The following is a 25078-nucleotide window of genomic DNA, read 5'->3' as shown; positions in this document are numbered from 1 at the left end:
CTAAATATTTATGCCATAAAGTTTATACACAAAGTCATCTACCTTTTGTTGAATCTCATCTAACTTATCTTTAGTTTCCTTTTCAGATATTTCTCCATTAAATTGTTTCTTCTTAATTTGCATAGCTTCATCAACTATATTATTTATATAAGTTAATTGTTTTTTATTTGGAATAATTACTGGTACTTTTCTAGCATCATTAATTTGAAAATGTGAAGTACCATTTAAAAATTCTTGAACAAATTCGCTCATAAATTTAGAATTAATTAAAGATACTATATATTTTTCAGTAATAACATTATCTTTTAGCATACTAAATAAGCTCATACTTAAAACATCATGAACACTTATTGTTTTTATCCTTGATTTTAAATATACTGAATTCACATCTGTCCAACAAAAACCTTCTCTAAAATAATAATCCTTATTTCTAACTACTGGCATTCCTGATCCTTTTTTTCCCGAATTATTCATTAAAAATTCAACACTTGGCTTACTCCAATTTATATAATAAGGAGTTTCTAAATACCATCTATTTCCATCTTTATCGCCTTTATCATAAGGTGCATATATTCTTTTATCATCAAGAATTCCAATAGTTTTTTCTTCATCAGTTAATTTATATATATCAGCAATTTCTTCTTTAGATATAATCCTGAATAAATATCCTTGCCCAAAAACATCCCTACCAAATTTCTCTTTTAAATCATCAAAAAGACTTCTTATTTCATATTCAGATAAACCTTTTAAAAATTCTTCAACATTATTTTTAGTTGTAATCTTAGAGTATTGAGGATAAATTTCTATGAACTTTTGCCTATTTATTTGTTTTTTAATTATTGCTTCATAGAATTTCTTAATTCTAGACTGCTTAATTTTTTCAGCCCACTTGCTTCCTTCTATAACTCCAACAAATTTTCCATTATCCCCTGTTTGAAGTCCAACTCCACCATCAGTAATTAATCCAAGTAAAGTAAAGTCCCCTGCTTTTAAATTTTCTCTATATTCATTTAATTCATTTTTATTATTTTTGATCTCCCTACTTGTGCTTATTTTATTCCACCACATATCATAAAGCTTTTTAATTTTTGAAATATGCTTTTTATAAATCTGCATATTTATATTATCTGGTTTAAAAAATACTTTCATAAGATTATTTCTAAATATTTTTATTTCTACATTGTATTTATTAATAATGTCATTTTTTAAAAACAATGAATCCATATTGTAAAAGTCTTCCACCGACGCCTTTGTAGCATCTATAAAGTCAAATTCATAGCTACTTTTAATATCTTTATTTCTTACTATAAATATAGCAGTATCAACTAAAGCCTGAAACGCTTTAGGTGTTATAATAAGTTCTTTTAAATGCTTTTCTTGAAGTAATTGCCTCATATTTAATTTTGTTTGAATAGTTAAAAATGTATTTGATGTAATAAATGCTAATGTTCCATTTTCTTTAAGTAATCTAAACCCTTTAAACGTAAAGTGATTGTATAAATCATCTCTAAAACCATATGTTTTCTCCAAAACCTTCTTGTACTCTAGTTTATTTACATCCTTTGTATTTACATAAGGTGGATTACCAATGATAATGTCAAATCCTCTATCATTATTATCTTTATTTACAAAAACATCCGAAAAATTTAATCCCCATGAAAAAAACATATCTTTTTGATATCTTAACATTTCTTCAACTTGTTCATCAGATTCAAATTTATTTACCTGCTTAAGTATTTCCTTTATTAAATTAAATTCGGATTCAAATATCTTTTTTTCAAGTTGTTTTTTATTTGCAGTTGCTGAAAAATATTGCTCTTTATTTTGAATTATTATACTAAAATGTTCCCTAAATATTTCCGGAAACAAAGTTAATTGATGTATGTTATTTTTAATGCTAAATATTCTTTCATCAAAGTCAATACCTTCAAATTCAGATATTAAACTATTTCCCTGCATAATTTTATATGTTAAATTTGGAAGTGGTTTTATATCTTCTATAGATTTAGCATCATATTCGACCGCTAAAGAAAGCCATAATCTTAAATGTGCAATCTCCGTTGCCCCTTCCTGTATATCAACTCCATATAAATTATTTTTTATTATCTCTTTTTTAGTTTCATATAAATCTATATTTTTATTATAACAATAATAATTTAACTTTTTCTTTAATATAACAAGCAATTGCAACATTCCCAATATAAACGCACCTGACCCAACTGACGGATCGCAAATTTTTACATTATCAAGTAAAATAATTATGCGCTGCATTTCATCTTTTGTCATTAAATATGTACTTCCATCAACAATAGTTTTTCCCTTTGTCGTTTTATTTACTGTTATAGTTCTATCTTTTGAGTATATTCCTTCTTCTTCTATGCTATCAATCAAATAAATAATCTTTTGAGACTGTATATTTTTTAAATTCTGAATTAAATATTCTTTTATACTTTGTTTGCACATATAACTAATAATTGCTCTTGGGGTATAAAAACTACCTGTAGTTTTTCTTTCCTCTGAATTTATCATATTTTCAAATATTCTTCCTAACAGTTCTGGGTCCACAGCTACATCTGCATCATATCCCAAATCTTCTCTTACTGTGAAATTGTATTTTTCCAACAAATTTTCAAGAATTTCTTTAAAAACATTATTTTCTATGCTTATTTTTGTATCAATCTCATACTTAGGATGTCTTTCAAATAATCCACCATTTAAATATGGAATTCCTTGATACTGAGAATCACATATTATATCTGTCTGTGATTCAAAATTTTCATATAACTTTTTAGCTTTTTCACTTCTATTTTTTATCATTCCTACATCCATTGGTGTATTTAAGCAATCAAAAAACAAAGGTTCTAGTATTTCATTAAAATAATTTAATTGTGGTGTTGAATTTATACAGTACTTGTACCTATCAAATAAAAAGTCTTTTTTTCCATTAAGCCATTTTTTCTTTTGAATAAAATATAAAAACACTAGTCTGCTTGCTAAAAGAACAGCATAGTTTCTTCTATCTTGTTTATTTTCAAGTCCATATACATGCTTTTCAATATTGTCAATTTCTCTTTTAAATTCAGCAAAAAATTTCTTGGTAACTTCCTCTATATCAAATGCTTTTCTATACTCTAATTCTATATCAAGATCATCTATAACTTTTTTATTTTTAATACCTATTGAATATAAAATATCCAAATCAGTCCTTGTAAACCGACAGTCTTCAATATTAAGTCTTCTTATCTTTAATTTTTCTTTTTCCTCCTTATAATAATGTAAAAATGTTATTTCACTATATGTTTTATTAGAAAAAATTAATAAATTATATTCAAACGGGTTACTATTATATAATTTACTTGCAACCTTATTCATTGTATCAGTTTTTATAACTTCCATTTCAAAAATCCATATCTTAAAATCTAACGTATCACTTAAAAGATGTACACTTTTAATTTCATCAATACTATTAAGTTTAATTTTTGATTTATCATAATTAAAATATGGATTATTTTTATAACCTAATTCATCTATAAAAAATTGGAGTAAATCTTCTTTACATTTTATACTTAAGCTCATTTTATCACCTACGAACATTATTTTTGTATATATTATAACTTGCATAAAAACGTATTAAAAACTAATTATTTTCTTTCCAGCTTCACTACGCACTCAACATGACCTGTTTGAGGGAACATGTCAACTGGTTGAACTTCTTTAGTTGCATATCCTAATTCACCTAAAATGGCTAAGTCCCTTGCAAGTGTGCCTGGATCGCAGGATACATATACTATTCTGTCTGGTTTCATGTTTCCTATGGCATCTAGTAGTGCTTTATCACAGCCTTTTCTTGGTGGATCTACTACAACTACATCAGCCTTTATTCCTTGATTAATTAAGTTTGGTATAACTTCTTCTGATTTACCAACTATAAATTCAGCATTATCTACGTTGTTTTCTTTTGCATTTATTTTTGCATTTTCAATAGCTGCATCTACTATTTCTACACCATATACTTTTTTTGCATTTTTAGATAGGAATAGTGATATTGTTCCTGTTCCACAGTAAGCATCAAATACTACTTCATTTCCTGTTAATGCTGCATATTCCAATGCTTTATTGTACAATACTTCTGTTTGTATTGGATTAACCTGAAAGAAGGATAACGGTGATATATTAAATTTAAATTCACCTATATAGTCACTTATATAGTCCTTTCCATATAAAGTTATGTTTTCTAATCCTAATATTACATTAGTTTTTTTAGAGTTTATGTTTTGAACTATACTAGTTATTCCGTCTATTTTCTTTAATATTAATTCTACTAATTCTTCTTTGTGTGGTAATTCATTTGTTCTAGTAACTAAAACAATCATAACTTCATTTGTATTAAAGCCACGTCTAACCATTATATGTCTTACAATACCAGTGTTTTTTTCTTCATTGTAAGGTTTTATATTGTAAGTTTTCATCCACTGTTTTATTAAACTTACTATAGTATCTCCAACTTCATCTTGTATATGACAAATGTCCATATCAATTATGTCATGGCTTCTTGGAGCATAAAATCCTACTTTAATTTCTCCATTTTCTTCTCCAACAGGAAGTTGAACCTTATTTCTATATCTATAAGGATTTTTCATTCCTAGTGTATCATGAAGTATAATTCCTTTATTTTCATCACAACCGTTACCAGTTTCTTCATTATTAATAGAAACTTCTAATTTTCCTATTCTCTCTAAACAATCTTTAACTCTGTTTTTCTTAAATTCTAATTGAGATTTATAATTGAAATGTTGAATGCTACATCCACCACATCTTTTATAAATATCACATACTGGTTTTTCTCTATCTCTTGATTCCTCTAATATATCAATTAGTTTTCCGTAGGCAAAATTCTTTTTTACCTTAACTATTTTTATCTTAACCTTTTCCCCAACTAATGCATCTTTAATAAATATTGTATAATTATCTATTTTTGCAATTCCTTCTCCTTCAAAACCTAGAGATGAAATTTCTACAATATATTCTTTATTTTTTTCAACAGGTATAACTTTATTCATTAAATCTTCTACCTTTCTTTTTCGTTTTATCCTCTTGTATATTATAAACTGTTTTTTGCATTAAAGTAATGTATTTTATAATAATTTAATATAAACAAAAATAAGCACCCTTATAATAAGGGTGCCAAAATGGAATCAGTTGCTTTCATATTGAATTATTCTAACCAATAATATTATGATTATACCAAAATAATTTCAATATTTAAAGCTTCTAATTAAATTTTTTTATTACTATTTTCCTACAACGTGTACTTTGATCATGTTAGTAGTGCCTGATTCATGTATTGGAAGTCCAGCAGCTACAACAACAGTATCTCCATCTTTAACGTGTCCTGCTTCTTTAGCAAATGCAACTGATTTTTCGATCATTTCATCAGTTGAGTTGAATGCTGTAGCAGTTATTGGATATACTCCGCTTGATAAAGATAATCTTCTTGTTATCTTATCTTCTGGTGTTACAGCGATGATTGGGCATGCTGGTCTATATTTAGCGATCATTCTAGCAGTTGCTCCAGATTTAGTTGGAACGATGATTGCAGCAGCGTTTAATTCCATAGCTGCTTCACAAGCGCTTAAGCTTATAGCGTCTGCTACATTAGTTACTTTTTCTGCTTTTCTCTTTTCTAGAGCAGCTTTGTGATCAACATACTTTTCTGCAGTTTGAGCTATTCTAGCCATAGTTTGAGCTGCTTGGATTGGGTAATCTCCGTTTGCAGATTCTCCACTTAGCATTGTAGCATCTGTTCCATCAAATATAGCGTTTGCTACGTCTGATGCTTCTGCTCTTGTTGGTCTTGGGTTTCTGATCATAGAATCTAACATTTGTGTTGCTGTTATAACTGGTTTTCCAGCTTTGTTACATTTGTTGATTATCATTTTTTGAACTATTGGAACTTGTTCTATAGGAATTTCAACTCCCATGTCTCCTCTAGCTACCATGATACCATCAGATGCTTCTAATATTTCATCAACATTATCTACACCTTCTTGGTTTTCTATTTTAGAGAATATTCTTATGTGGCTTCCACCATTTTCTTCTAAAACTTTTCTTATAGCTTTAACATCATCTGCTTTTCTTATGAATGAAGCAGCAACCATATCAACTTCTTCTTGACAACCGAAGATTAAATCTCCCTTGTCTTTTTCAGTGATAGCTGGAAGTTTGATGCTTACGTTTGGAACGTTAACTCCCTTTTTGCTAGATACAACACCGTCGTTTGCAACTACACAGTGGATTTTAGTATCTTCGATTGATTCTACAGTAAGAGCTACTAAACCATCATCTATTAAGATAGTGTTTCCTGGTTTAACGTCTTTGTATAGTTCAGTGTAAGTGATGCTACATTTAGTTGCATCTCCCATTACGTCTTCTGTACAATATACAGTGAATTTGCTTCCTTTAACTAATTGTACTTTTCCATCAAATTCTTTAGTTCTGATTTCAGGTCCTTTAGTATCTAGAACTATAGCTACTTGCTTGTTTAATTCTTTTCTTAATTCTCTTATAGTCTTAATTCTTGCACCATGTTCTTCAAAATCACCATGTGAAAAGTTAAGTCTAGCTGCACTCATTCCAGCTAAAATAAGTTCTCTTAAATATTCTTTGTTCTCACTTGCAGGTCCAATTGTAAAAACCATCTTAGTTCTTTGCATAAATCACTTACTCCCCTTTAAGTTAATTTTTATTTTATATTTATATTTTAATAAGATAGTATTTTTGCTATATCATATAGTTCATCATCAAATTTGCTTTTCATTGATAACGCTTCATCTATATCATCATCAACTACCTTATTATTACGTAAACCAACTACTCTTGAAGATTTTCCTTCTAGTAATAATTCAACAGCTTTAACTCCTAATCTAGAAGCTAGAATTCTATCAAATGCAGAAGGGCTTCCTCCTCTTTGTAAATGTCCTAAAGTTGTTAATCTAGTTTGTATTCCTGTTGTTTCTTGAACTTTTTTAGTTAGAGCTTCTCCTCCACCTACACCTTCTGCTAAGATGATAAGGTTGTGAAGTTTTCCTCTTAACTTACCTTCTAATATTGTTTTACATAATTCATCTTCATTGAATTCTTTTTCTGGAACGATTACGCTTTCAGCTCCTCCACCTATTCCTGCGAATAGTGCTAAGTCACCGCATCCTCTTCCCATAACTTCAACTATACTAACTCTTTCATGAGAAGATGAAGTATCTCTTAATTTATTGATAGCATCTAAAACTGTGTTAGTGGCAGTGTCAAAACCAATAGTATAATCTGTATATGCTAGGTCATTATCTATAGTACCTGGTATTCCTATTGTTTTAACTCCTAATTTTGATAGCAATTGTGCTCCTTGGAAAGATCCATCTCCACCTATTACAACAACTCCATCAATACCAAAAGCTTTTAAAATATTAACACCTTTTTTTCTTCCAGCTTCTGTCTTAAATTCTTCACAACGAGCTGTTCTTAAAATTGTCCCGCCTCTATGTATTATATCGGCAACACTGTAGCGGTGCATTTCAAAAATTTCTCCGTTTATTAAACCACTGTATCCTCTTTGTATTCCCATTACTTTTAGACCCTTGTCTAATCCTGTTCTTACAACTGCTCTAATTGCAGCATTCATTCCAGGTGCATCTCCACCACTTGTTAAAACGGCAATTGTTTTCATCACTTATTACCTCCCAAAAACACTGGGACATTTTTTATCCCATAAAGCATGTAAATTGTTAATTTTAAGTTTTTTATTAGCTATGAATAGTATACCACCATATTTATAATTTTGCATTTAAAATTTAATTAAAATAGGAAATTTAGCGTTAATTCTTTCAATTTTATTAATTTTTATATTTAGATTATATATATTTTGTACATCCTTAGTTTGTTTTTATTTATGATAAATATACTATATATTTTTAGATAATTAATATTTATAAAAGCTTTACGTTTTCTTCACCATATTTTTGTTTAATAATTTTTAAAACATCTTCATTTTCATTAATCCAAAATTCTCTGGATATTAAAAATTTTTTTCTTTCTTCTTTTGTACAGATGTATATTGGTATATTCCCATTATTTAAAATAGCAATTTTTTTTATGTCACTCTTAGTTTGTGAAAGCATTTTTTTATTTTCAATTTGAATATAAAGTTTTTTTGATGAGAAATTAAATACTCTCTCTATATAATCACAAATAATTTTAGGTTGTTCATCTTCTCTCTTTGTAACTCTTCCCTTTATTAGTACAATTTCATCTTCCATTATTATTTTATTGAACTGTTCTAAAGTTTTTGGGAATATTATAACTTCAATAGAACTATATAAATCTTCTAAAGTTATAAAAGCCATCATGCTATTTGTTCTTGTTATTTTTCTAGTTACATTAGTGATAAGTCCACCTATTATTACTTTATCGCCATCTTTTATTTTTGAGTTTTGTTCTTCAATATGAAGAGTTACTTCATCTATAAGTTCTTCTTCTAATGATTCATCTACTATAATGTCAGTAGTTTTTGCACTAGTTCTATTTTTTAGTACTTCTTCATAATCTTCTAGTGGATGACCTGTTAAATATAGACCTGTCATTTCTTTTTCCATTGCTAATTTACTTTTTTTATCAAACTCGTCTATGGCAGGATATTTTATTTCCGTATCTTTAAATTCATCATCAAAACTTCCAAATAAACTCATTTGTCCATCTATATTTTTCTTTCTTTGATTTACTACAGAATCTATTATTTTTTCATACACAGCTAAAATTTGTGAACGGTAAATTCCAAAACAATCAAAGGCTCCTGCTTTAACTAAGCTTTCAACCATTCTCTTATTTATACTTCCTGATGAAATTTTGTTGCAAAAGTCCACAAATGAATTAAATTCTCCCTTTTCCTCTCTAACCTTTGCTATATTATCAACTACATTTTCACCTACATTTTTTATAGCAGATAATCCAAAGCGTATTTTACCATTTTGAACAGTAAATTTACCAAAACTTTTATTTATCTTAGGAGGCAGTACTTCTATTTCCATTTGTTTTGCTGCTCTTATATAAGCTGCAACTTTATCACTATTTCCTCTTACACTATTTAAAATCGCCGCCATAAATTCTGTTGGATAATAATAAACCAAATAAGCTGTGTAGTAGGCTACAACTGCATATGCCGCAGCATGGGATTTATTAAATGCATAACTTGCAAAGTCCATCATTTGATCATAAATTTTATTTGCAACTTCTTCACTAATACCATTTCTTAAGCATCCTGGTACTATTACATTTCCTTTTTCATCTTCAATGCCGTATATAAAGTTTTTTCTTTCTTCTTCCATGACTTTATGTTTCTTTTTAGACATGGCACGACGAACCAAATCACTTCTTCCCATAGAATATCCTGCAAGATCTCTAACTATTTGCATAACTTGCTCTTGATACACCATAACTCCATAAGTTACATTTAATATTGGTTCAAGCTTAGGTGTTAAATATTCTATATCTTTAGGGTTGTTTTTATTTTTTATATACTTTGGTATTTCCGCCATAGGACCTGGTCTGTAAAGACTTATTCCAGCTATTATGTCTTCTAAGCTTTCTGGTTTAAGCTCTTTCATGAAGTTTGTCATTCCAGCTGATTCTAATTGGAAAACACCAACCGTCTTTCCTTTTCCAAGCATTGCATATACATTTTCATCTTCGAAATTTATTTTATCTAGGTCTATTTCAGTCCCAGTCTTTTTCTTAACAAGATCTATTGCATCTCTTATAACTGTTAAAGTTCTAAGTCCTAAAAAGTCCATTTTTAAAAGTCCAAGTTCCTCAAGTGTTGTCATTGTAAATTGAGTAACTATTGCTTCTTCATTTTTAGAAAGTGGCACATAATTAACAAGTGGTTGGGATGCTATAACTACACCAGCTGCATGTGTTGATGTATGTCTTGGTAGTCCCTCAAGATCTCTTGCTACATCTATAAGTTCTTTTACCCTACTATCAATGTCATAAGCTTCTTTTAACTCTGGATTCATTTCTAATGCTTTATCTATTGTTATACCAAGCACCGTTGGAATCATTTTAGCTATTCTATCTACTTCTGCATAAGAATAATTCATTGCTCTTCCAACATCTCTTATACAAGCTCTAGGAGCCATCGTTCCAAATGTAACAATTTGAGATACATTATCTTTTCCATACTTTTCAACTACATAATCAATAACTTCTCCACGTCTTTCGTAACAAAAATCCGAATCTATATCAGGCATAGATACACGTTCTGGATTTAAAAATCTTTCAAATATTAAATTATATTTAATTGGGTCTATCTTTGTAATTCCTAAAGTGTAGGCAACAAGGGACCCTGCTGCTGAACCCCTTCCTGGACCTGTCATTATTCCTTTTTCATGAGAAAATCTAAAAAAGTCCCATACAATTAAGAAATAATCTACATACCCCATTTGCTTTATAACCCCAAGTTCATATTCTAGTCTTTCCTTTAACTCTGGAGTTATTTCCGGATATCTAACTTTAAGTCCCTTGTAACATAACTCTTTCATATATTCAAAATGATCCTTACTTTCTGGAAGTGGGAAGTTTGGAAGTTTAGACTCATGAAATACATAATCAAAATTACACTCTTCAGCTATTTTAACTGTATTTTCTAAAGCCTCTGGTACATATGAAAAAGTATCGTACATTTCCTCAGGTGATTTTAAATAAAAGTTTTGAGGTTCATATCTCATTCTATCTGTATCATCTAATGTTTTTCCTGTTTGAATGCAAAGTAATACATCATGAGATTTTGCATCTTCTTTTTTTATATAGTGAACGTCATTTGTTGCAACTAGTGGAATATCTAACTCCCTTGATAATTCTATTAACATCTCATTTACTCTAAGTTGTTTATCTATTCCATGATATTGAAGTTCTAAATAAAAGCCATCTTTAAATATATCTTTATAAAATAAAGCAACCTCTCTTGCTTTTTCTTTAGTTCCATTTAATAAATTATAGGAAACTTCTCCTGCAAGACAAGCACTTAGTGCTATAAGTCCTTCACTATGTTCCCTTAAATATTCATGATCTACTCTTGGTTTATAATAAAATCCATCTATAGCTGCTTTTGATACTATTTTCATAAGATTTTTATATCCAATTTCATTCTTTACTAAAAGAACTAAATGATGATTTTTATTTTCTCTATCATTTCTTTTAATATTCATGGACTTTGAAGCTACATATATTTCCGACCCTATAATAGGTTTTATTCCAGCTTCTTTAGCTTTTTTATAAAAATCTACACATCCAAACATAGTTCCATGATCCGTTATTGCTAAACTATCCATACCTAATTCTTTTGCTCTTTCTATTAATCCACCAATTTTACCGGAACCATCTAACAGACTATATTCTGTATGGGTATGTAAATGAACGAACTTCTGTCCTTTCATATTTTCCTCCTTATATTAATAAACATAACTTATATATTAATGTTATTTTTAATTGTTACCTAAAAGATTAATATTTAAATTTTAAAACTATTTTAAATAATAAACTTAATTTTAAAATATCATATATTAGATTTTAACACATAATATTAAATTTTTAGTTATTTACATACAAAAAACTGTTGATAAATTATGTTTATCAACAGTTTCTTCAACAGTTTCTCTATACCTTTATAAATTATTTTATACTTAAACTATACTTTCCACCATTCTCACTTATCTTATATACACTTATATAATATTTTCCTGGCTCTGTAATAAATTTATTACTCATATTATTTCCATTCTTTAATGCATAGAACTTATAGTTAGTTAAATCATTAGCACTGAATACTAGCCAATTAATCTCTCCACTACCTAGTTTAGATAAATTTATACTTACTTCTCTTTTGTCTTTTATATCAAATGTATATATATCCATATAATCATTTTTACTTACTTCACCTAATATTGTATCACCTAACTTTAACTTATTAGCTTGTTCAAAGCAATTATTGGGTTCTGATTCAGCTACCATTTCCTCATCATTAAGTCCATCTATTTTAAAGTTATAATCTACTGTTTCTTTTGAGTACTTGTATACAACTAAATAATACTTACCTTTTTTACTAACATGAATTTTTCCATTTAAAAACTTACCATTAATATTAGGATATCCAATGCAATCGTCTATATTTTCTTCACTATATACCTTCCATGCTATTTTTTCATTACTTTTATTCTCTAAGTTTATATCTATATCTGTTGGTTTATCTATATTAAAATAATATATTTGCTTATAATTTTCTTTTAAAGTACCTAAAATATTATTTGATTTTATTGGTCCTATAGCATCTTCAAAAGAACTTCCGTTTTTCACTTCTGATTTTCGTTCATTTATAGTTTTACCATCTTCTTTAACATCTTTTGAACTTTTAGTATCTGGATCCTTTTTATTATCAGTTACATGTACCTCATCTTTTAGTATTCCATGGAATACTATATCATACTCTAAATTTCCTAATTTATTTACTCTAGGATTTACAAAATAGCAAGTTAAAGTTTTATAGCCAGACCAGTTAAGCTTTTCTAAATCATTTAAAAACTTATTGCATAAATTGTTCATATCATTCCAATCTTGCATCTCATCATTACTCGTAGATTTTTCGTAAGTTCCTCTTAATGTAAATGTATTAAAAAATTCTCCTTTTTCTTCTGATATCTTAATATCTTTTAAATTACAAGTCTTTTCTATATCAGAGTAAACTTCCTTTGAAGTTTTATTCGGATGTTCTTTTAAATAATCATCTGATACTAATGGCGTTGTTAAGTTATCATAGTTTTCAAATAACTTTTGCATATGATTTTGATATTTTTTATTAAGATTTTCTCTAGCACTTAATTTTTCTATATAACTTTCATATCCTTTAACATCATTTTGCTTTATATAATTAACCAAATTATTTAATATATCTTTTTTGTTATTATAAATATAATCATTAAATGCAAATCCATAATTATAGAAATCAAAGGATCCATATTGAGAATGTAAAAGCTTTGTTACACTAAATCTTCTTTCAGGACTCCATGATATTCCCTTTACTTCTGATTTTCTTGGCAATATATTATCTTTTCTTGTAGCTCCTGCAAAAAATTCCGCTGAGCCTTCCTCAAACCAAGTAAGTCTACAATTATTACCTTTATAAAAATCACTAACACCCCACATACCTGGAACCAAGTATCTTCCTTGAAGATAATGCGTAAACTCATGTCTAAATAATTCTTCTAGGCTAAAAATACTATCCTTCTCTGTTCTTTCATAAGTAAAAAATGTTCCTTTATTTTCAATGTATATACCACCATTATCTGTACTATATCCATACAAAATAGTATTAACTTTGTATTCCTTTGGATTATTATAAATAACTATATTTAGTATATCATCTGGATGCCCTTTTTCTAATGGATTATCACTTCCAATTACTCTATGAAATTGAGCCTTTACCTCTTTAGATGCCCAATAAAGTCTTTTTATCTTTTCTTCTGAAACCTTATCTCCTGCTTTAATAACTACACTACCATTATCAAATTTATATGTTTTAGGAGTATACTTTTTCTTTGCTTCTTCTTTTATATTACTTAAATCTATTTTACTTCCATCTAACTTTGTACCATTAAATTTATATGCTATAGTCTCTACTGCCTTTAAATAATGATCACTTAAATATGGATATACTTCTAATGCTTTTTCTAATGTTTTTTGAGGAACTCTCATATCACTATGAGCCTTAGCTAATCTTCCACTATAATATATACCATTATCTATAAGCCATTCATTATCATCTGTAATATTATTTATTAAAGAAAGTTTTGAAACTTCATTAATAAAACCATCTATATTTTTAAACCATACAGTATTATCTACTTTAACATTGGACTTATCCAAGTATGATTCTATAGAATAGCTAACCCCCTCTATAATATTATATATAGCTTGTCCTTTAGTATAATCTTTAACATTTTCATCCACATTACTATTATATTGAACTAATATAGGTGTTAACTTATTTACTATCTTCTCATCACATGTAGTATTACTTATTAATAATCCTACACTTTTTATAATTTCGTTTTGACAAGGTGTACCTAATTTAAAATTAGAATTATTTATTACAGAATTAATCGCTGGAATACATCTTTCCTTATACTTTATACTGTCAAAATCACTTAATTGTTTATTATAGAATCCCAAATAAAATCCAGCTCTTAAAACCTCTATTAATGTTGGAATACCTTTATCATTTTCTTCAGTATATTGTGAGCCTCTTTCTTTTATTGCATTTATAATAGCTTGTACCCTACTGTAATCAGAATAAAATTTTCTAGCTCCATCATTATATTGCATAAAATCTGTTATATCATTCCACTTTATCTTTGAAAGAGTATCTATAAGTTTTTCATTTGATAACTTTTCTAATTCACCTATAGAATATTTTTTATTAATAGTATTTTCTCTACTTACAACAATATTATTTTGAATATTATCTACTGCTAAAACGTTTACTGATAAACTACTTGAAACTAATCCTACAGCTATTAAATTGCACATAAGCTTTAACATCTTTCTTTTCATTATTGTACCCCCTAAATTTTTCTTTGGTTGAATTATTAACATGTTATAATTTTTTCCATTAATAATATTCGAACTAAATATATAAATTTAAATAAATAAAGTAAAAAAATCAGAAAATTTTCTGATTTTTTTACTTTATTTAATAATATTATTATCTTTCCGCAAATGTCACATCTAACTTATCTATTTCAAGCCCAGTCATTGCCTCACCTAATCCTTCTGAAACCTCAGCTATTTTTAAAGGATTATTATAATTTTTAACGGCTTCAACTATAGCTTTAGCTCTCTTAGTTGGATTTTCTGATTTAAATATTCCAGAACCAACAAACACACCATCGCAACCAAGTTGCATCATAAGTGCTGCATCTGCTGGTGTTGCAATTCCCCCTGCTGCAAAATTTATAACAGGTAGCTTCCCATTTTCTCTTACATATTCAACCAAATCATAAGGTGCACCCAGTTCCTTTGCAGCTATCATAAGTTCCTCTTTAGGCATAACTTTAAGTTTTCTTATTTGAGATTGAATTGTTCTCATATGTCTTACCGCTTCAATTACATTTCCAGTACCTGCTTCCCCTTTTGTTCTTATCATACAAGCACCTTCTCCAATTCTTCTTAAAGCTTCCCCAAGATTTCTAGCACCACAAACAAAAGGTACATTAAATTCTTTCTTGTTTATATGAAACAAATCATCTGCTGGAGTTAATACTTCACTTTCATCAATATAATCAATTCCTATAGCTTGTAAAATTTGTGCTTCAACTACATGCCCTATTCTCACCTTTGCCATTACAGGAATTGAAACTGCATCTATAATTTCCTTTATCATTTTAGGATCTGACATTCTAGATACTCCACCTTCTTTTCTTATATCGGATGGTACTCTCTCTAATGCCATTACAGCAACTGCTCCTGCTTCTTCAGCAATTTTAGCTTGCTCCTTGTTTACAACATCCATTATAACTCCGCCAATTAATCTTTCATTTACTTCGCACTTAGTATTCAATTTGATTCCCCCTATTTATTAAATACATTGTACGTACAATATTTATTCTCATGAGTATGTATATATTTTCGCTCAAATTTTACCATAAGTCAATTGTATGGATACATTATAAACACCACACTATTTTTAAATATTTGTAATACAAAAAGAGACACCATTAAGGCATCTCCTTTTTTGTAGTTGTATTTATTTTTTGGATAACTAATTTCCTTCACATGAAACTTCTAATTCTGCTTCTTCTTCCTTAGAATTATCGTGTACATTCCAAGTAAGTCCAAAGAATACTATTGCTAATGCTGCTGAAGCCATTAATGTGATAAATCCTCCATTCCAGCTAAACTTATCAACTACAGCTCCCATTGCTGCTTCTGCTAATACTTGGCCACCTAAGTAACCAAATAATCCAGTAAATCCTGCTGCAGTTCCTGCTGCTTTTTTAGGTACTAAGTCAAGGGCACTAACTCCGATTAACATAACTGGTCCATATATTAATGCTCCTATTAAAGATAATGCTATATTAATAGACATAACGCTTGAGCTTTTCCAGTAAACGAATACTCCTGCAATAACACCTATCATACAGAATACACCCATTGGTGCACGTCTTCCATGGAATACTTTATCACTTAACCATCCAACAACTATAGTTCCTGGTATAGCTGCATATTCAAATAATGAAAATGCTAATGTAGATTCTTTTACTGAAAAATGTTTTACTTGTTCAAGGTATATTGGTACCCAGTTTACTACACCGTATCTTACAAAGTATACAAAAACGTTTGCAAAAGCTATAAACCATAAGAATTTATTCTTTAATACATACTTAACTAATATTTCTTTTGCTGATAATTCTTTTTCTCTATCTTCAACTTCAACAACAAGGTCTGGATAATCATCTTTATATTCTTCAATTGGAGGTAATCCTACAGATTGAGGAGTATCTTTTGCGAAAATCATGAATAGTATACCAACAACGATAGCTATGATTCCTGGGAAGTAGAATGCTCCCTTCCAACCTCCAAAAGTATTAACACCATAGACAACGATTACAGCTATAAGTCCGCCACCTACATTATGTGCAGTGTTCCAAATTGACATCTTAACTCCACGTTCTTTATCTGAGAACCAGTGAGTCATTGTTCTACCACATGGAGGCCATCCCATACCTTGGAACCATCCATTAAGTAACATTAAAACAAACATAACTATATTACTAGTAGTTGTTGCAAAAAGAACATTTACAATACCTGATAAAATAAGTCCTGCTGCCAAGAAATATCTCGGATTCGACCTATCAGATACATTTCCCATGATAAATTTACTTATACCATAAGCAATTCCAAGTCCAGATGCTATAAATCCTAATTGTGCTATTGAAAATCCTTCTTTTACTAAGTACATTTTAGCAACTGAAAAGTTACTTCTTACAAAATAGAATGTTAAATATCCAATATATATACTTAAAAATACTTGTATACGATATCTTTTATAACTAGCATCTATTTTTTCTTTAGGTAATCGATCAACATGAGGTGCTGGTTTAAATAAGTTCATATAAATTCATCCTCTCTTCATCTTATTGTTTATCCTTACATAATCTTTTTTAATTCTTCTAAAAGTTCACTTCTATCCTTTGCTGCTTTATTAAAGTTATATGTACTACTCAACTTATAAAGTTCAGTATTCTTATTATCTGCGTTATCATTAGTTGTAGGTATTGCCATTGAAAATTCTCTTAATGCTTCCATGGCTTCTTTGCTTGTACAATACTCTATAAAAGCATTGGCAACCTTTTCATTCTGGCTATTCCTTATTTTTGCTACTGGACATATAGTCCATCCTGCATCCTTTGGAACAATGGACTCTATTTTAAATCCTGAATTTTTTACTATTAACTGTTGATTTATAAAATCTACTGTTAATAGATATTCTCCCAGTCCAACCTTTTTTGCTGGTGTAAATCCACTATCCGTAAATTGACCTACATTATTTTTTAATTTCTTAAAGAATTCTAGTCCTTTATCTTTTCCCATGCTCTGCACTATATAAGATAAAAAAGTATATCCTGTACCAGATGTTCTAGGGTCAGGTAAAACGATTTCTCCTTTAAATCTAGGATTTAATAAATCTTCTAATTTAGTTGGTTTTTTTAAATCTTTAAATTCTTTATTCCATCTTTCCTCATTTATTCCTATAGAAAGAGGTTCTATATAAAGACCTGTCCAATAACCGTCATTGTCTCTGTACTGTTCTGATATTTTTTTGGTATTTTCAATGACATATTTATCTAAACAGTTATTATTCTTTAGTAGCTCAATAGCATCAGCCGTTCCCCCTAAAAATATATCAGCCTTCTGAAACTGTATTTCCCTAACTACATTTTCTGCTGCTTCCTCAGTTGGAAATCTTAAAAAAGAATAATCACATCCTGTTTTTTCTTTAAACCCTTCCAGTAATACTTTTGCTTCATCTTCATTAAAAGCTACATAAACTAAAAGTTTTTTTCCCTTAAAATTAGGTAAACGGTTACTAGACTTTTGAAGTAAATTAAACCCAATTATACCGGTTAATATAATTAATAAACTAAACAACATAAGACTAAAATATCTCTTATTAATCTTCACTTTAATTCCCCCATTTGTATATTAACGTTTTAATATACTTTTGCAAACATTAGTCAAATTACCTTCCATGCAAAAAGTGTCCACTGTATCATTACCATAATCTCTAATAACTGCACAATTATTTTCATAAACGCTTATACTTATAATGTCATAATTATCTTGTTTTATCTTGGATAAATTAATATTACTTCCATTGGAGTTTTCCATATATATCTTTATATGATAATTAAGCTTTCCCTTGCTTGTTATTGTTTTTTGGAGTTTTTCATTATTGCTAATTCTTCTTAACTTAGTGATTTCATTTTTAATTAAAGTTTTATCATTGCTTCCACACTTACTAGCTTCACTTAATTTATCTTCGATTATGACTTTATTCTTATCGTTTACAATAGATGCAAGCATAGATGGTGTACACATAATATCATTGATATAATTTCTTAATCTATTTATATATGCATAACCTCTTTCGCCACCGTAATAACTATCATCTATTTTTAAATTATGATTTAAACACATAGTACTTCTTTTTCCATTTAAGTAGAAAATTGTCCCTATTATGTCATTGGGTGAATTCTCAATTTTAGTAGATCCATAAAAGTTTTTACTTCTAGGCATAGACTCAACAATATCCCAAAATTCCTTTAATGAATTATTATAAGTTATAGATGTCTTGCCCCATCTTTTACTATAAAGTTCAATCTTTACAGGAATAGAATTTGATGAATATTGAATCACTTGTTCCTTATCATCAAATACAACTAATTTATTACTTATTGACTTCCTTAGATATATACCCATGATTATCATTATTAAAAATGATATAATATATAGGCATAATATTTTTTTGTATTTAAAGCTTGTCATGACGTCACTTCACCTTATCTTATTTATTATAATACTCTCTAATCTTTTCATAATTTCATCATAATTGTGTCAAAATTGTAACGGTTACATGTCAAAATCAATTTTAAATGTTAAAATTACTTTTGCTCCATCTTCATTTTGCATTTCTATATCTCCAAACTGCTTAGTCATAATTTCTTTACAAATAGCAAGACCAAGACCACTTCCCCCATGCTTATTCTGTAAACTTTTATGAGCAGTATAAAAATGCTCGAATACTTTTTTTAAATCTTTCTCTGGTATGCCTTGTCCATCATCTTTTATGTATAATTTCACAAATTCCTCATTGTAGTCCATATTTATTAAAATCTTATCGCATTCACTATACTTTATAGCGTTATCCAAAACATTTAATATAACTTGCTCTGTCTTTTTTACATCTGCAATTATATTTTTAGACTCAATATTAATGTCTATATCTATACCAAATTTACTCATTCTTGGCTTTAATAGCATTGCAGCATTTTCTACTATAGGCTTTATATCTGTGGTTTCAGTATTAAGTTCAAATTGATTTTTATTTAATACTGATAACTCTAACAATTGTTCAACAAGATTTAATAATCTATCACTACTCTTTTTTATGTACTTTATACACTCTTTTGTATCTTTTTCATCTTTAACTCTAAAAAGTAAATCTGAATATCCCATTACAGCCGCAACAGGTGTCTTAAATTCATGTGTTATATTATCTAAAAATCTTTTTTGATTTTCTTTTTCTTCCTTTAATTTTGCAATCATGTTTTCTATGTTGTTAGACATTATATTAAATGATTCCGCCAAATCTTCTATTTCATCATTACTGCTTATTTTAAATCGTTTAGAAAAATCCCCAAGAGACACTTGTCTTGCAAGTTTTCGAAGCATAACTATTGGTTTTACTATTTCATTTGAAAATGAATTACTCATAAATATAGAAATTAATACTGAAATTATAGTAAAAAAAGTCATACTTATAACTGTATCTAATATTATTTTGTTTTCGTTTTTTAAGTTATAAACATATCTTATGCATCCAATCTGATCTTCCTTATTATAAATGGGACTTGAAAATAACACATAATATTGTCCACTTATTTTTCTTATGATGTACGCTTTTTTTCCCATTAATGCCTCATTTACGTCACTGTCTCTTTTTATAGTTGGATAATTTTCTGAGTCTCCTATAATAGAAGTTTTGTTATACATTTGTACTCTAACTTTACTTTTACTAGATAAATAGCTTGAAATAAAAGGACTCATATCATTTAAAACCTTTTCTATGTCGTCCTTATTTTCATTTTGCAAGTATTCCATAACAAAAGCCTGGCTACTATAACTTTCTTTTTTTAACATCTCTATAGAGTTGTTTGTTATTCTAGTATATAATTCATATATTGTTACAACATATATTCCTACAATGGCTATTATCAAAACGCAAATATTCATAAATAGTATTTTTCTTTTAATTCCAAATTTCATAATGTTATACCTCGAATCTATACCCAACCCCATATATAGTTTTTATAGCGTCCTCGTGCTCTAATAATTTTTTTCTAATTCTTTTAATGTGAATATCTACAGCTCTTGTGTTTCCTGAAAAATCATATCCCCATATTTTATCTAAAAGTTCTTCTCTTGTAAAAACTTTATATGAATTCTTTACCATAAGAACTAACATCTCAAATTCAATATGAGTAAATATAACTTCCTTTGAGTCAATAAAAACTCGTCTTTCATCTTTCATTATTTTTATAAAACCCTTTTCAATAATGCTACTTTGTTTTTTATTACTTAATAATTTAGCCTTGTTTATTCTTCTTGATATAGCCCTAATCCTCAATATTAATTCTCTACTGTCAAAAGGTTTTGTTATATAGTCATCTGCTCCTAACTGTAATCCTAAAAGTCTATCATTTATTTGATTTTTAGCACTAAGAACTATTATTGGAACCTCATTGTTGATTTCCTGGATTGCATGAATAACTTGAAACCCATCTATATCCGGAAGCATCAAATCCAAAACTACTAAATCTGGGGATTGAGTTTGAAATAGTTCTATTGCAGTTTTTCCACATTCTGCAGTGATAACTTCGTAGTTTTCAAACATAAGATTTATTTTTACTAAGTTTAAAAGTGATTCTTCATCGTCTACTAATAAAATTTTCATTTCCCATACCCCTTTTCAAAACAGATTTATTTTTAATTACTTGCTTGTATTTTTTAAGACTTATAAAAACAAATAATTGTCGCATTATGACTATAATTATTTAATTTTAACATAAGATTACAAAAGCACTTGTGCTATGATTATATCACCAATTAAACATTTTCAAAATACCTATAATAATTTTAAAAATATTCGTAAAAAATACACAGAACCCAAATAGAGTTCTGTGTATTTTAATAATTTCTATAATAAAGTTATACCTAATTCTTCACATTCCTTAATAACATCTTCTGACCATATTGATGCTTGAACTTCACCTATATGTGCTTTTCTTAAGAAGAACATGCATATTCTAGATTGACCAATTCCTCCACCTACTGTATAAGGAAGTTTCTTTTCTAAAAGCATTTTGTGGAATTCAAGTTCAGCTCTTTCTTCACAGTTAGCTTTCTTTAATTGATATTTTAGTGCATCTTCATCAACTCTAATACCCATAGAAGATAACTCAAGCGCACAGTTTAAAACAGGATACCAGAATAATATATCTCCATTTAAACTCCAATCATCATAATCTGGAGCTCTTCCATCATGTTTTTCTCCTGATGCTAATGTATCTCCTATTTTCATTAGGAATACTGCTCCCTTTTCTTTTGTTATGGTATTTTCTCTTTCCTTTGGTGTTAAGTTTGGATACATATTTTCTAATTCTTGTGAAGTTATAAATGTTATTTTTTCTGGAAGTGTTTTATCTATTTCAGGATATTTATCACTTACAAAGTTTTCAGTGCTTTTGAACACTTCATATATTCCTTCTACTATTTCTTTTAATTTTGCTTCAGTTCTATCTTCTTTTTTTATAACCTTTTCCCAGTCCCATTGGTCAACATACATAGAGTGAATGTTATCTAATTCTTCATCACGTCTTATAGCATTCATATCTGTGTATAATCCTTCACCTGGTTTAAATCCATATCTATGAAGAGCCATTCTCTTCCACTTAGCTAGAGAATGTACTATTTGAATTTCTTCTTTTTTTATATCTAATGCATCAAATGCTACCGGTCTTTCAATACCATTTAAATTATCATTAAGCCCACTAGATTCTTTTACAAATAATGGAGCTGATACTCTTATTAAATTTAATTTATATGCAAGCTCTCTTTCGAAAAAATCCTTAAGCTGTTTTATAGCTATTTCTGTTTTCTTTAAATCCATACTTGATTTATATCCTTCTTTGACTATGAATTTCTTTTGTGTTGTCATAATACATCCTCCTTATACTACTCCGTTTCAATTTAATAAAAATTATACTTGACTACTTTTAATATGTCAATTATATTTGATAATATTTAATTATTTAATAATATTATGCCATTTTTATTATTATTTTATTATTTTATCCCTATTTTTTGACACTATAATGTTGATTTAATAATAAAATAAAATTTCCTTTACCTAAAAGATAAAGGAAATTTATTTCATCTTAATATTTTTGCCGAAAGCATACATCTTGCTATTAATTCTTTTTTCTTATGGATATTTACTTCAACTTTACAGAAATTTCTTCCCATATCTATAATTTTAGTAAATATATCAATTATACTGTCCATTTGCACAGGTTTCATAAAATAAGTAACTATACTATCTACAGATATATTAATGCTATTTTTATGTCTTAAAGTTAGTATTCCAACAGTAGATAGTAACATATTCATAGAACTCCATGAAGCTGTTCCTAATTGATCCAACATTTCAGGTATTATTTTTCCTGTAAAATGCATTACATCATCTTCTACTTTATATTGAAAGTTTTTAAGAATTAAGTCTTCTAATGTTTCTCCAACTTGAGGTTGTCTTGATATATGTTGAATAGCTTTTAATATGTCTTCTGTACTTACAACTCCTATTAGTTGTCTTCCTTGTACAACTGGACATAATTCTATACCTTCCCATCCCATTATATGTGCAGCATAAGCAACTGTAGTTTTTTCAGTTACAGTTATTAGCTCTTTACTCATTATTTCTTTCACTAACTTATTATCATTTTGCTTTTGTAAATCTTTTATGGTTATAATTCCAACAACATTTTTGTTATTGTCCACCACTGGATATCTTTGATGCTTATTTTTTTCTATAATATTTTTAAAGTTCTCTATAGTATCATCGAATTTAACATATATAGGATCTGTAATCATTATATCCTCAATTAGTACAATATCTTTTTTTATCAAACTTTCTGATATTGCTCTATTTATCATAGTCGCTACTGCAAAGCTGTCATATGTAGAGGATATTATAGGTAACTGTCTTTCGTTACCTATTTTCTTTATTCTATCACTGCAATCAAATCCACCTGTTATTAATACTGCGCATCCATTTTTAAGTGCCTCTTCTTGCATGTCTTCTCTATTTCCTACTATAACTAAACATCCTGGAACCATATACTTTTTAGCATCTTCTACTTGCATGGCACCCATTATAAATTTGTTCAATCTCTCATGAATACCATCTTTTCCTCCAAGTAAAGTTCCATCAACTATATTTACAACTTCTGCATAACTAAGAGATGTTATATTCTTCTTTTTTACTTTTTCAATTCTTACTGTACCAACTCTAGGTATAGTTGAAACAATACCTAACACTTCTGCATCTTTAATAGCTCTATAGGCAGTTCCTTCACTAACACTTAACTTACTTGCTATACGTCTAACAGATATCCTTGTTCCAACACTTAAAGTAGATATGTGCTTTATTATTTCTTCGTGTTTTGACATGTAAAACTTCCTACTTTCCTTCTTTTCTTAATTCCTCCGCTATTTTTTCTATTCTTCTAAGTCTATGATTAATCCCTGATTTACCAACCGGAGGATCTAACATTTGTCCTAGTTCTTTTAAAGATTCATTTGGGAAATTTAATCTAAGTTCTGCAACTTCTCTTAAATTTTCTGGAAGTCTTTGTAATCCAATTTCCTCTTCTATAAGTTTAATACTTCCTATTTGTCTTACAGCAGCATTTACAGTCTTACTCAAATTGGCCGTCTCACAATTAACTAATCTATTAACATTGTTTCTCATTTCTTTCATTATTCTAACATTTTCAAGCTCTAAAAGAGAATCATGAGCTCCTATTATATTTAATAAGTCTACTATTTGTTCTCCCTCTTTTAGATATATTACAAAGCTACTTTTTCTTTGAATAACTTTTGAGTTTAAACCATATGTGTTGATTACTTCACTTAATTCTTTTGCATAATCTTCATGGTGTGTTACAAACTCTAGATGATATGTTTTTTCAGGATTGCTTATGCTACCTCCCCCTAAAAATACTCCTCTTATGAATACTCTTCTACAATTATCATCTCTAACCATTCTTTCAGGAACACTATAATCTAAAGTTATCATTCCCTCTTCTTCTTTTAGTACTCCAACTTCTTTTAAAAGGTCTTTAACACCCATATTATTATCTATAACAACTAAATATATATTATTTTTCTTTAATGAATTGCTCTTTTTCACAAATATTTTTGTGTGAATATTAAAATGATCTTTAAGTAGTTTAAATGTAAGTCTTGCAATGGCTGGATTTTCTGTTGATACTCTAAAATTCATTTTCATATCACCACTAAATCCTAAAGTTCCACTTACTTTCATTATTCCTGAAAGTTCTGCTATGGCTTCTTCTCTACTTAATTCCGTATATCTACATATCTCATTTTTTACTTTTGAAGAAAATGACATGTCTTT

General features: G+C 28.5%; 15 protein-coding genes. All 15 read right to left on the bottom strand.

Translation table 11 applies throughout. The features are described 5' to 3' along the window. Nucleotides 1–3621 carry an Eco57I restriction-modification methylase domain-containing protein gene (locus NT01CX_RS02145; RefSeq protein ID WP_242648497.1) on the bottom strand — a complete coding sequence of 1207 codons (3621 nt, stop codon included), beginning with the start codon at nucleotides 3619–3621 and terminating at the stop codon, nucleotides 1–3. A gap of 20 nt (nucleotides 3622–3641) precedes the next feature. Next, nucleotides 3642–5060, bottom strand: coding sequence for a 23S rRNA (uracil(1939)-C(5))-methyltransferase RlmD (gene rlmD / locus NT01CX_RS02140; RefSeq protein ID WP_011721390.1), 1419 nt, complete (start codon nucleotides 5058–5060; stop codon nucleotides 3642–3644). 231 nt (nucleotides 5061–5291) lie between these two features. After that, nucleotides 5292–6713 carry a pyruvate kinase gene (gene pyk, locus NT01CX_RS02135; protein ID WP_011721389.1) on the bottom strand — a complete coding sequence of 474 codons (1422 nt, stop codon included), beginning with the start codon at nucleotides 6711–6713 and terminating at the stop codon, nucleotides 5292–5294. 47 nt (nucleotides 6714–6760) lie between these two features. Then, nucleotides 6761–7720: a 6-phosphofructokinase gene (gene pfkA, locus NT01CX_RS02130; RefSeq protein WP_011721388.1), complete on the bottom strand. Its 960-nt coding sequence runs from the start codon at nucleotides 7718–7720 to the stop codon at nucleotides 6761–6763. 259 nt (nucleotides 7721–7979) lie between these two features. Beyond that, nucleotides 7980–11483 carry a DNA polymerase III subunit alpha gene (locus NT01CX_RS02125; RefSeq protein ID WP_011721387.1) on the bottom strand — a complete coding sequence of 1168 codons (3504 nt, stop codon included), beginning with the start codon at nucleotides 11481–11483 and terminating at the stop codon, nucleotides 7980–7982. Between the two features lie 235 nt (nucleotides 11484–11718). Then, entirely contained in the window at nucleotides 11719–14652 is a 2934-nt protein-coding gene (locus NT01CX_RS02120; protein WP_011721386.1) for a collagenase, read from the bottom strand. Between the two features lie 151 nt (nucleotides 14653–14803). Then, nucleotides 14804–15658 (bottom strand): pyridoxal 5'-phosphate synthase lyase subunit PdxS, encoded by an 855-nt coding sequence (gene pdxS / locus NT01CX_RS02115; RefSeq protein WP_011721385.1) that lies wholly within the window; start codon nucleotides 15656–15658, stop codon nucleotides 14804–14806. 201 nt (nucleotides 15659–15859) lie between these two features. Then, the gene (gene glpT / locus NT01CX_RS02110) at nucleotides 15860–17212 is read right to left on the bottom strand and encodes a glycerol-3-phosphate transporter (protein ID WP_011721384.1); all 1353 of its coding nucleotides are present in this window, start codon (nucleotides 17210–17212) and stop codon (nucleotides 15860–15862) included. A 35-nt stretch (nucleotides 17213–17247) separates the two neighbouring features. Continuing rightward, on the bottom strand, nucleotides 17248–18252 hold the full coding sequence (locus NT01CX_RS02105) for an ABC transporter substrate-binding protein (protein WP_011721383.1): 1005 nt from the start codon (nucleotides 18250–18252) through the stop codon (nucleotides 17248–17250). Between the two features lie 51 nt (nucleotides 18253–18303). Beyond that, the gene (locus NT01CX_RS02100; RefSeq protein WP_011721382.1) at nucleotides 18304–19146 is read right to left on the bottom strand and encodes a DUF3919 family protein; all 843 of its coding nucleotides are present in this window, start codon (nucleotides 19144–19146) and stop codon (nucleotides 18304–18306) included. A gap of 84 nt (nucleotides 19147–19230) precedes the next feature. Next, nucleotides 19231–20646, bottom strand: coding sequence for a sensor histidine kinase (locus tag NT01CX_RS02095; protein ID WP_011721381.1), 1416 nt, complete (start codon nucleotides 20644–20646; stop codon nucleotides 19231–19233). Between the two features lie 4 nt (nucleotides 20647–20650). After that, nucleotides 20651–21334 (bottom strand): response regulator transcription factor, encoded by a 684-nt coding sequence (locus tag NT01CX_RS02090; protein WP_011721380.1) that lies wholly within the window; start codon nucleotides 21332–21334, stop codon nucleotides 20651–20653. A 243-nt stretch (nucleotides 21335–21577) separates the two neighbouring features. After that, nucleotides 21578–22597 (bottom strand): aspartate--ammonia ligase, encoded by a 1020-nt coding sequence (asnA, locus tag NT01CX_RS02085; protein ID WP_011721379.1) that lies wholly within the window; start codon nucleotides 22595–22597, stop codon nucleotides 21578–21580. A 215-nt stretch (nucleotides 22598–22812) separates the two neighbouring features. After that, nucleotides 22813–24108: a DRTGG domain-containing protein gene (locus tag NT01CX_RS02080; protein ID WP_011721378.1), complete on the bottom strand. Its 1296-nt coding sequence runs from the start codon at nucleotides 24106–24108 to the stop codon at nucleotides 22813–22815. Nucleotides 24109–24118: 10 nt separating this feature from the next. Next, nucleotides 24119–25072 (bottom strand): DNA-binding protein WhiA, encoded by a 954-nt coding sequence (gene whiA, locus NT01CX_RS02075; protein WP_011721377.1) that lies wholly within the window; start codon nucleotides 25070–25072, stop codon nucleotides 24119–24121. Between the last annotated feature and the right edge of the window lie 6 nt (nucleotides 25073–25078).

Source organism: Clostridium novyi NT (genome assembly GCF_000014125.1).
GTDB classification, from domain to species: Bacteria; Bacillota; Clostridia; order Clostridiales; family Clostridiaceae; genus Clostridium_H; species Clostridium_H novyi.
Note: the sequence above shows the minus strand (reverse complement) of the source record. Positions and strands in the feature narration are given on the sequence as shown.

What these genes read in the sequence shown, in the direction of transcription:
- NT01CX_RS02080 (WP_011721378.1), bottom strand. Translation starts at nt 24,108, where the DNA reads ATGTCAAAACACGAAGAAATAATAAAGCACATATCTACTTTAAGTGTT.
- NT01CX_RS02120 (WP_011721386.1), bottom strand. Translation starts at nt 14,652, where the DNA reads ATGAAAAGAAAGATGTTAAAGCTTATGTGCAATTTAATAGCTGTAGGA.
- NT01CX_RS02090 (WP_011721380.1), bottom strand. Translation starts at nt 21,334, where the DNA reads ATGAAAATTTTATTAGTAGACGATGAAGAATCACTTTTAAACTTAGTA.
- asnA (WP_011721379.1), bottom strand. Translation starts at nt 22,597, where the DNA reads ATGACAACACAAAAGAAATTCATAGTCAAAGAAGGATATAAATCAAGT.
- rlmD (WP_011721390.1), bottom strand. Translation starts at nt 5,060, where the DNA reads ATGAATAAAGTTATACCTGTTGAAAAAAATAAAGAATATATTGTAGAA.
- NT01CX_RS02095 (WP_011721381.1), bottom strand. Translation starts at nt 20,646, where the DNA reads ATGAAATTTGGAATTAAAAGAAAAATACTATTTATGAATATTTGCGTT.
- NT01CX_RS02125 (WP_011721387.1), bottom strand. Translation starts at nt 11,483, where the DNA reads ATGAAAGGACAGAAGTTCGTTCATTTACATACCCATACAGAATATAGT.
- pfkA (WP_011721388.1), bottom strand. Translation starts at nt 7,720, where the DNA reads ATGAAAACAATTGCCGTTTTAACAAGTGGTGGAGATGCACCTGGAATG.
- NT01CX_RS02105 (WP_011721383.1), bottom strand. Translation starts at nt 18,252, where the DNA reads ATGTTGTTTAGTTTATTAATTATATTAACCGGTATAATTGGGTTTAAT.
- glpT (WP_011721384.1), bottom strand. Translation starts at nt 17,212, where the DNA reads ATGAACTTATTTAAACCAGCACCTCATGTTGATCGATTACCTAAAGAA.
- pyk (WP_011721389.1), bottom strand. Translation starts at nt 6,713, where the DNA reads ATGCAAAGAACTAAGATGGTTTTTACAATTGGACCTGCAAGTGAGAAC.
- NT01CX_RS02100 (WP_011721382.1), bottom strand. Translation starts at nt 19,146, where the DNA reads ATGACAAGCTTTAAATACAAAAAAATATTATGCCTATATATTATATCA.
- NT01CX_RS02145 (WP_242648497.1), bottom strand. Translation starts at nt 3,621, where the DNA reads ATGCAAGTTATAATATATACAAAAATAATGTTCGTAGGTGATAAAATG.
- whiA (WP_011721377.1), bottom strand. Translation starts at nt 25,072, where the DNA reads ATGTCATTTTCTTCAAAAGTAAAAAATGAGATATGTAGATATACGGAA.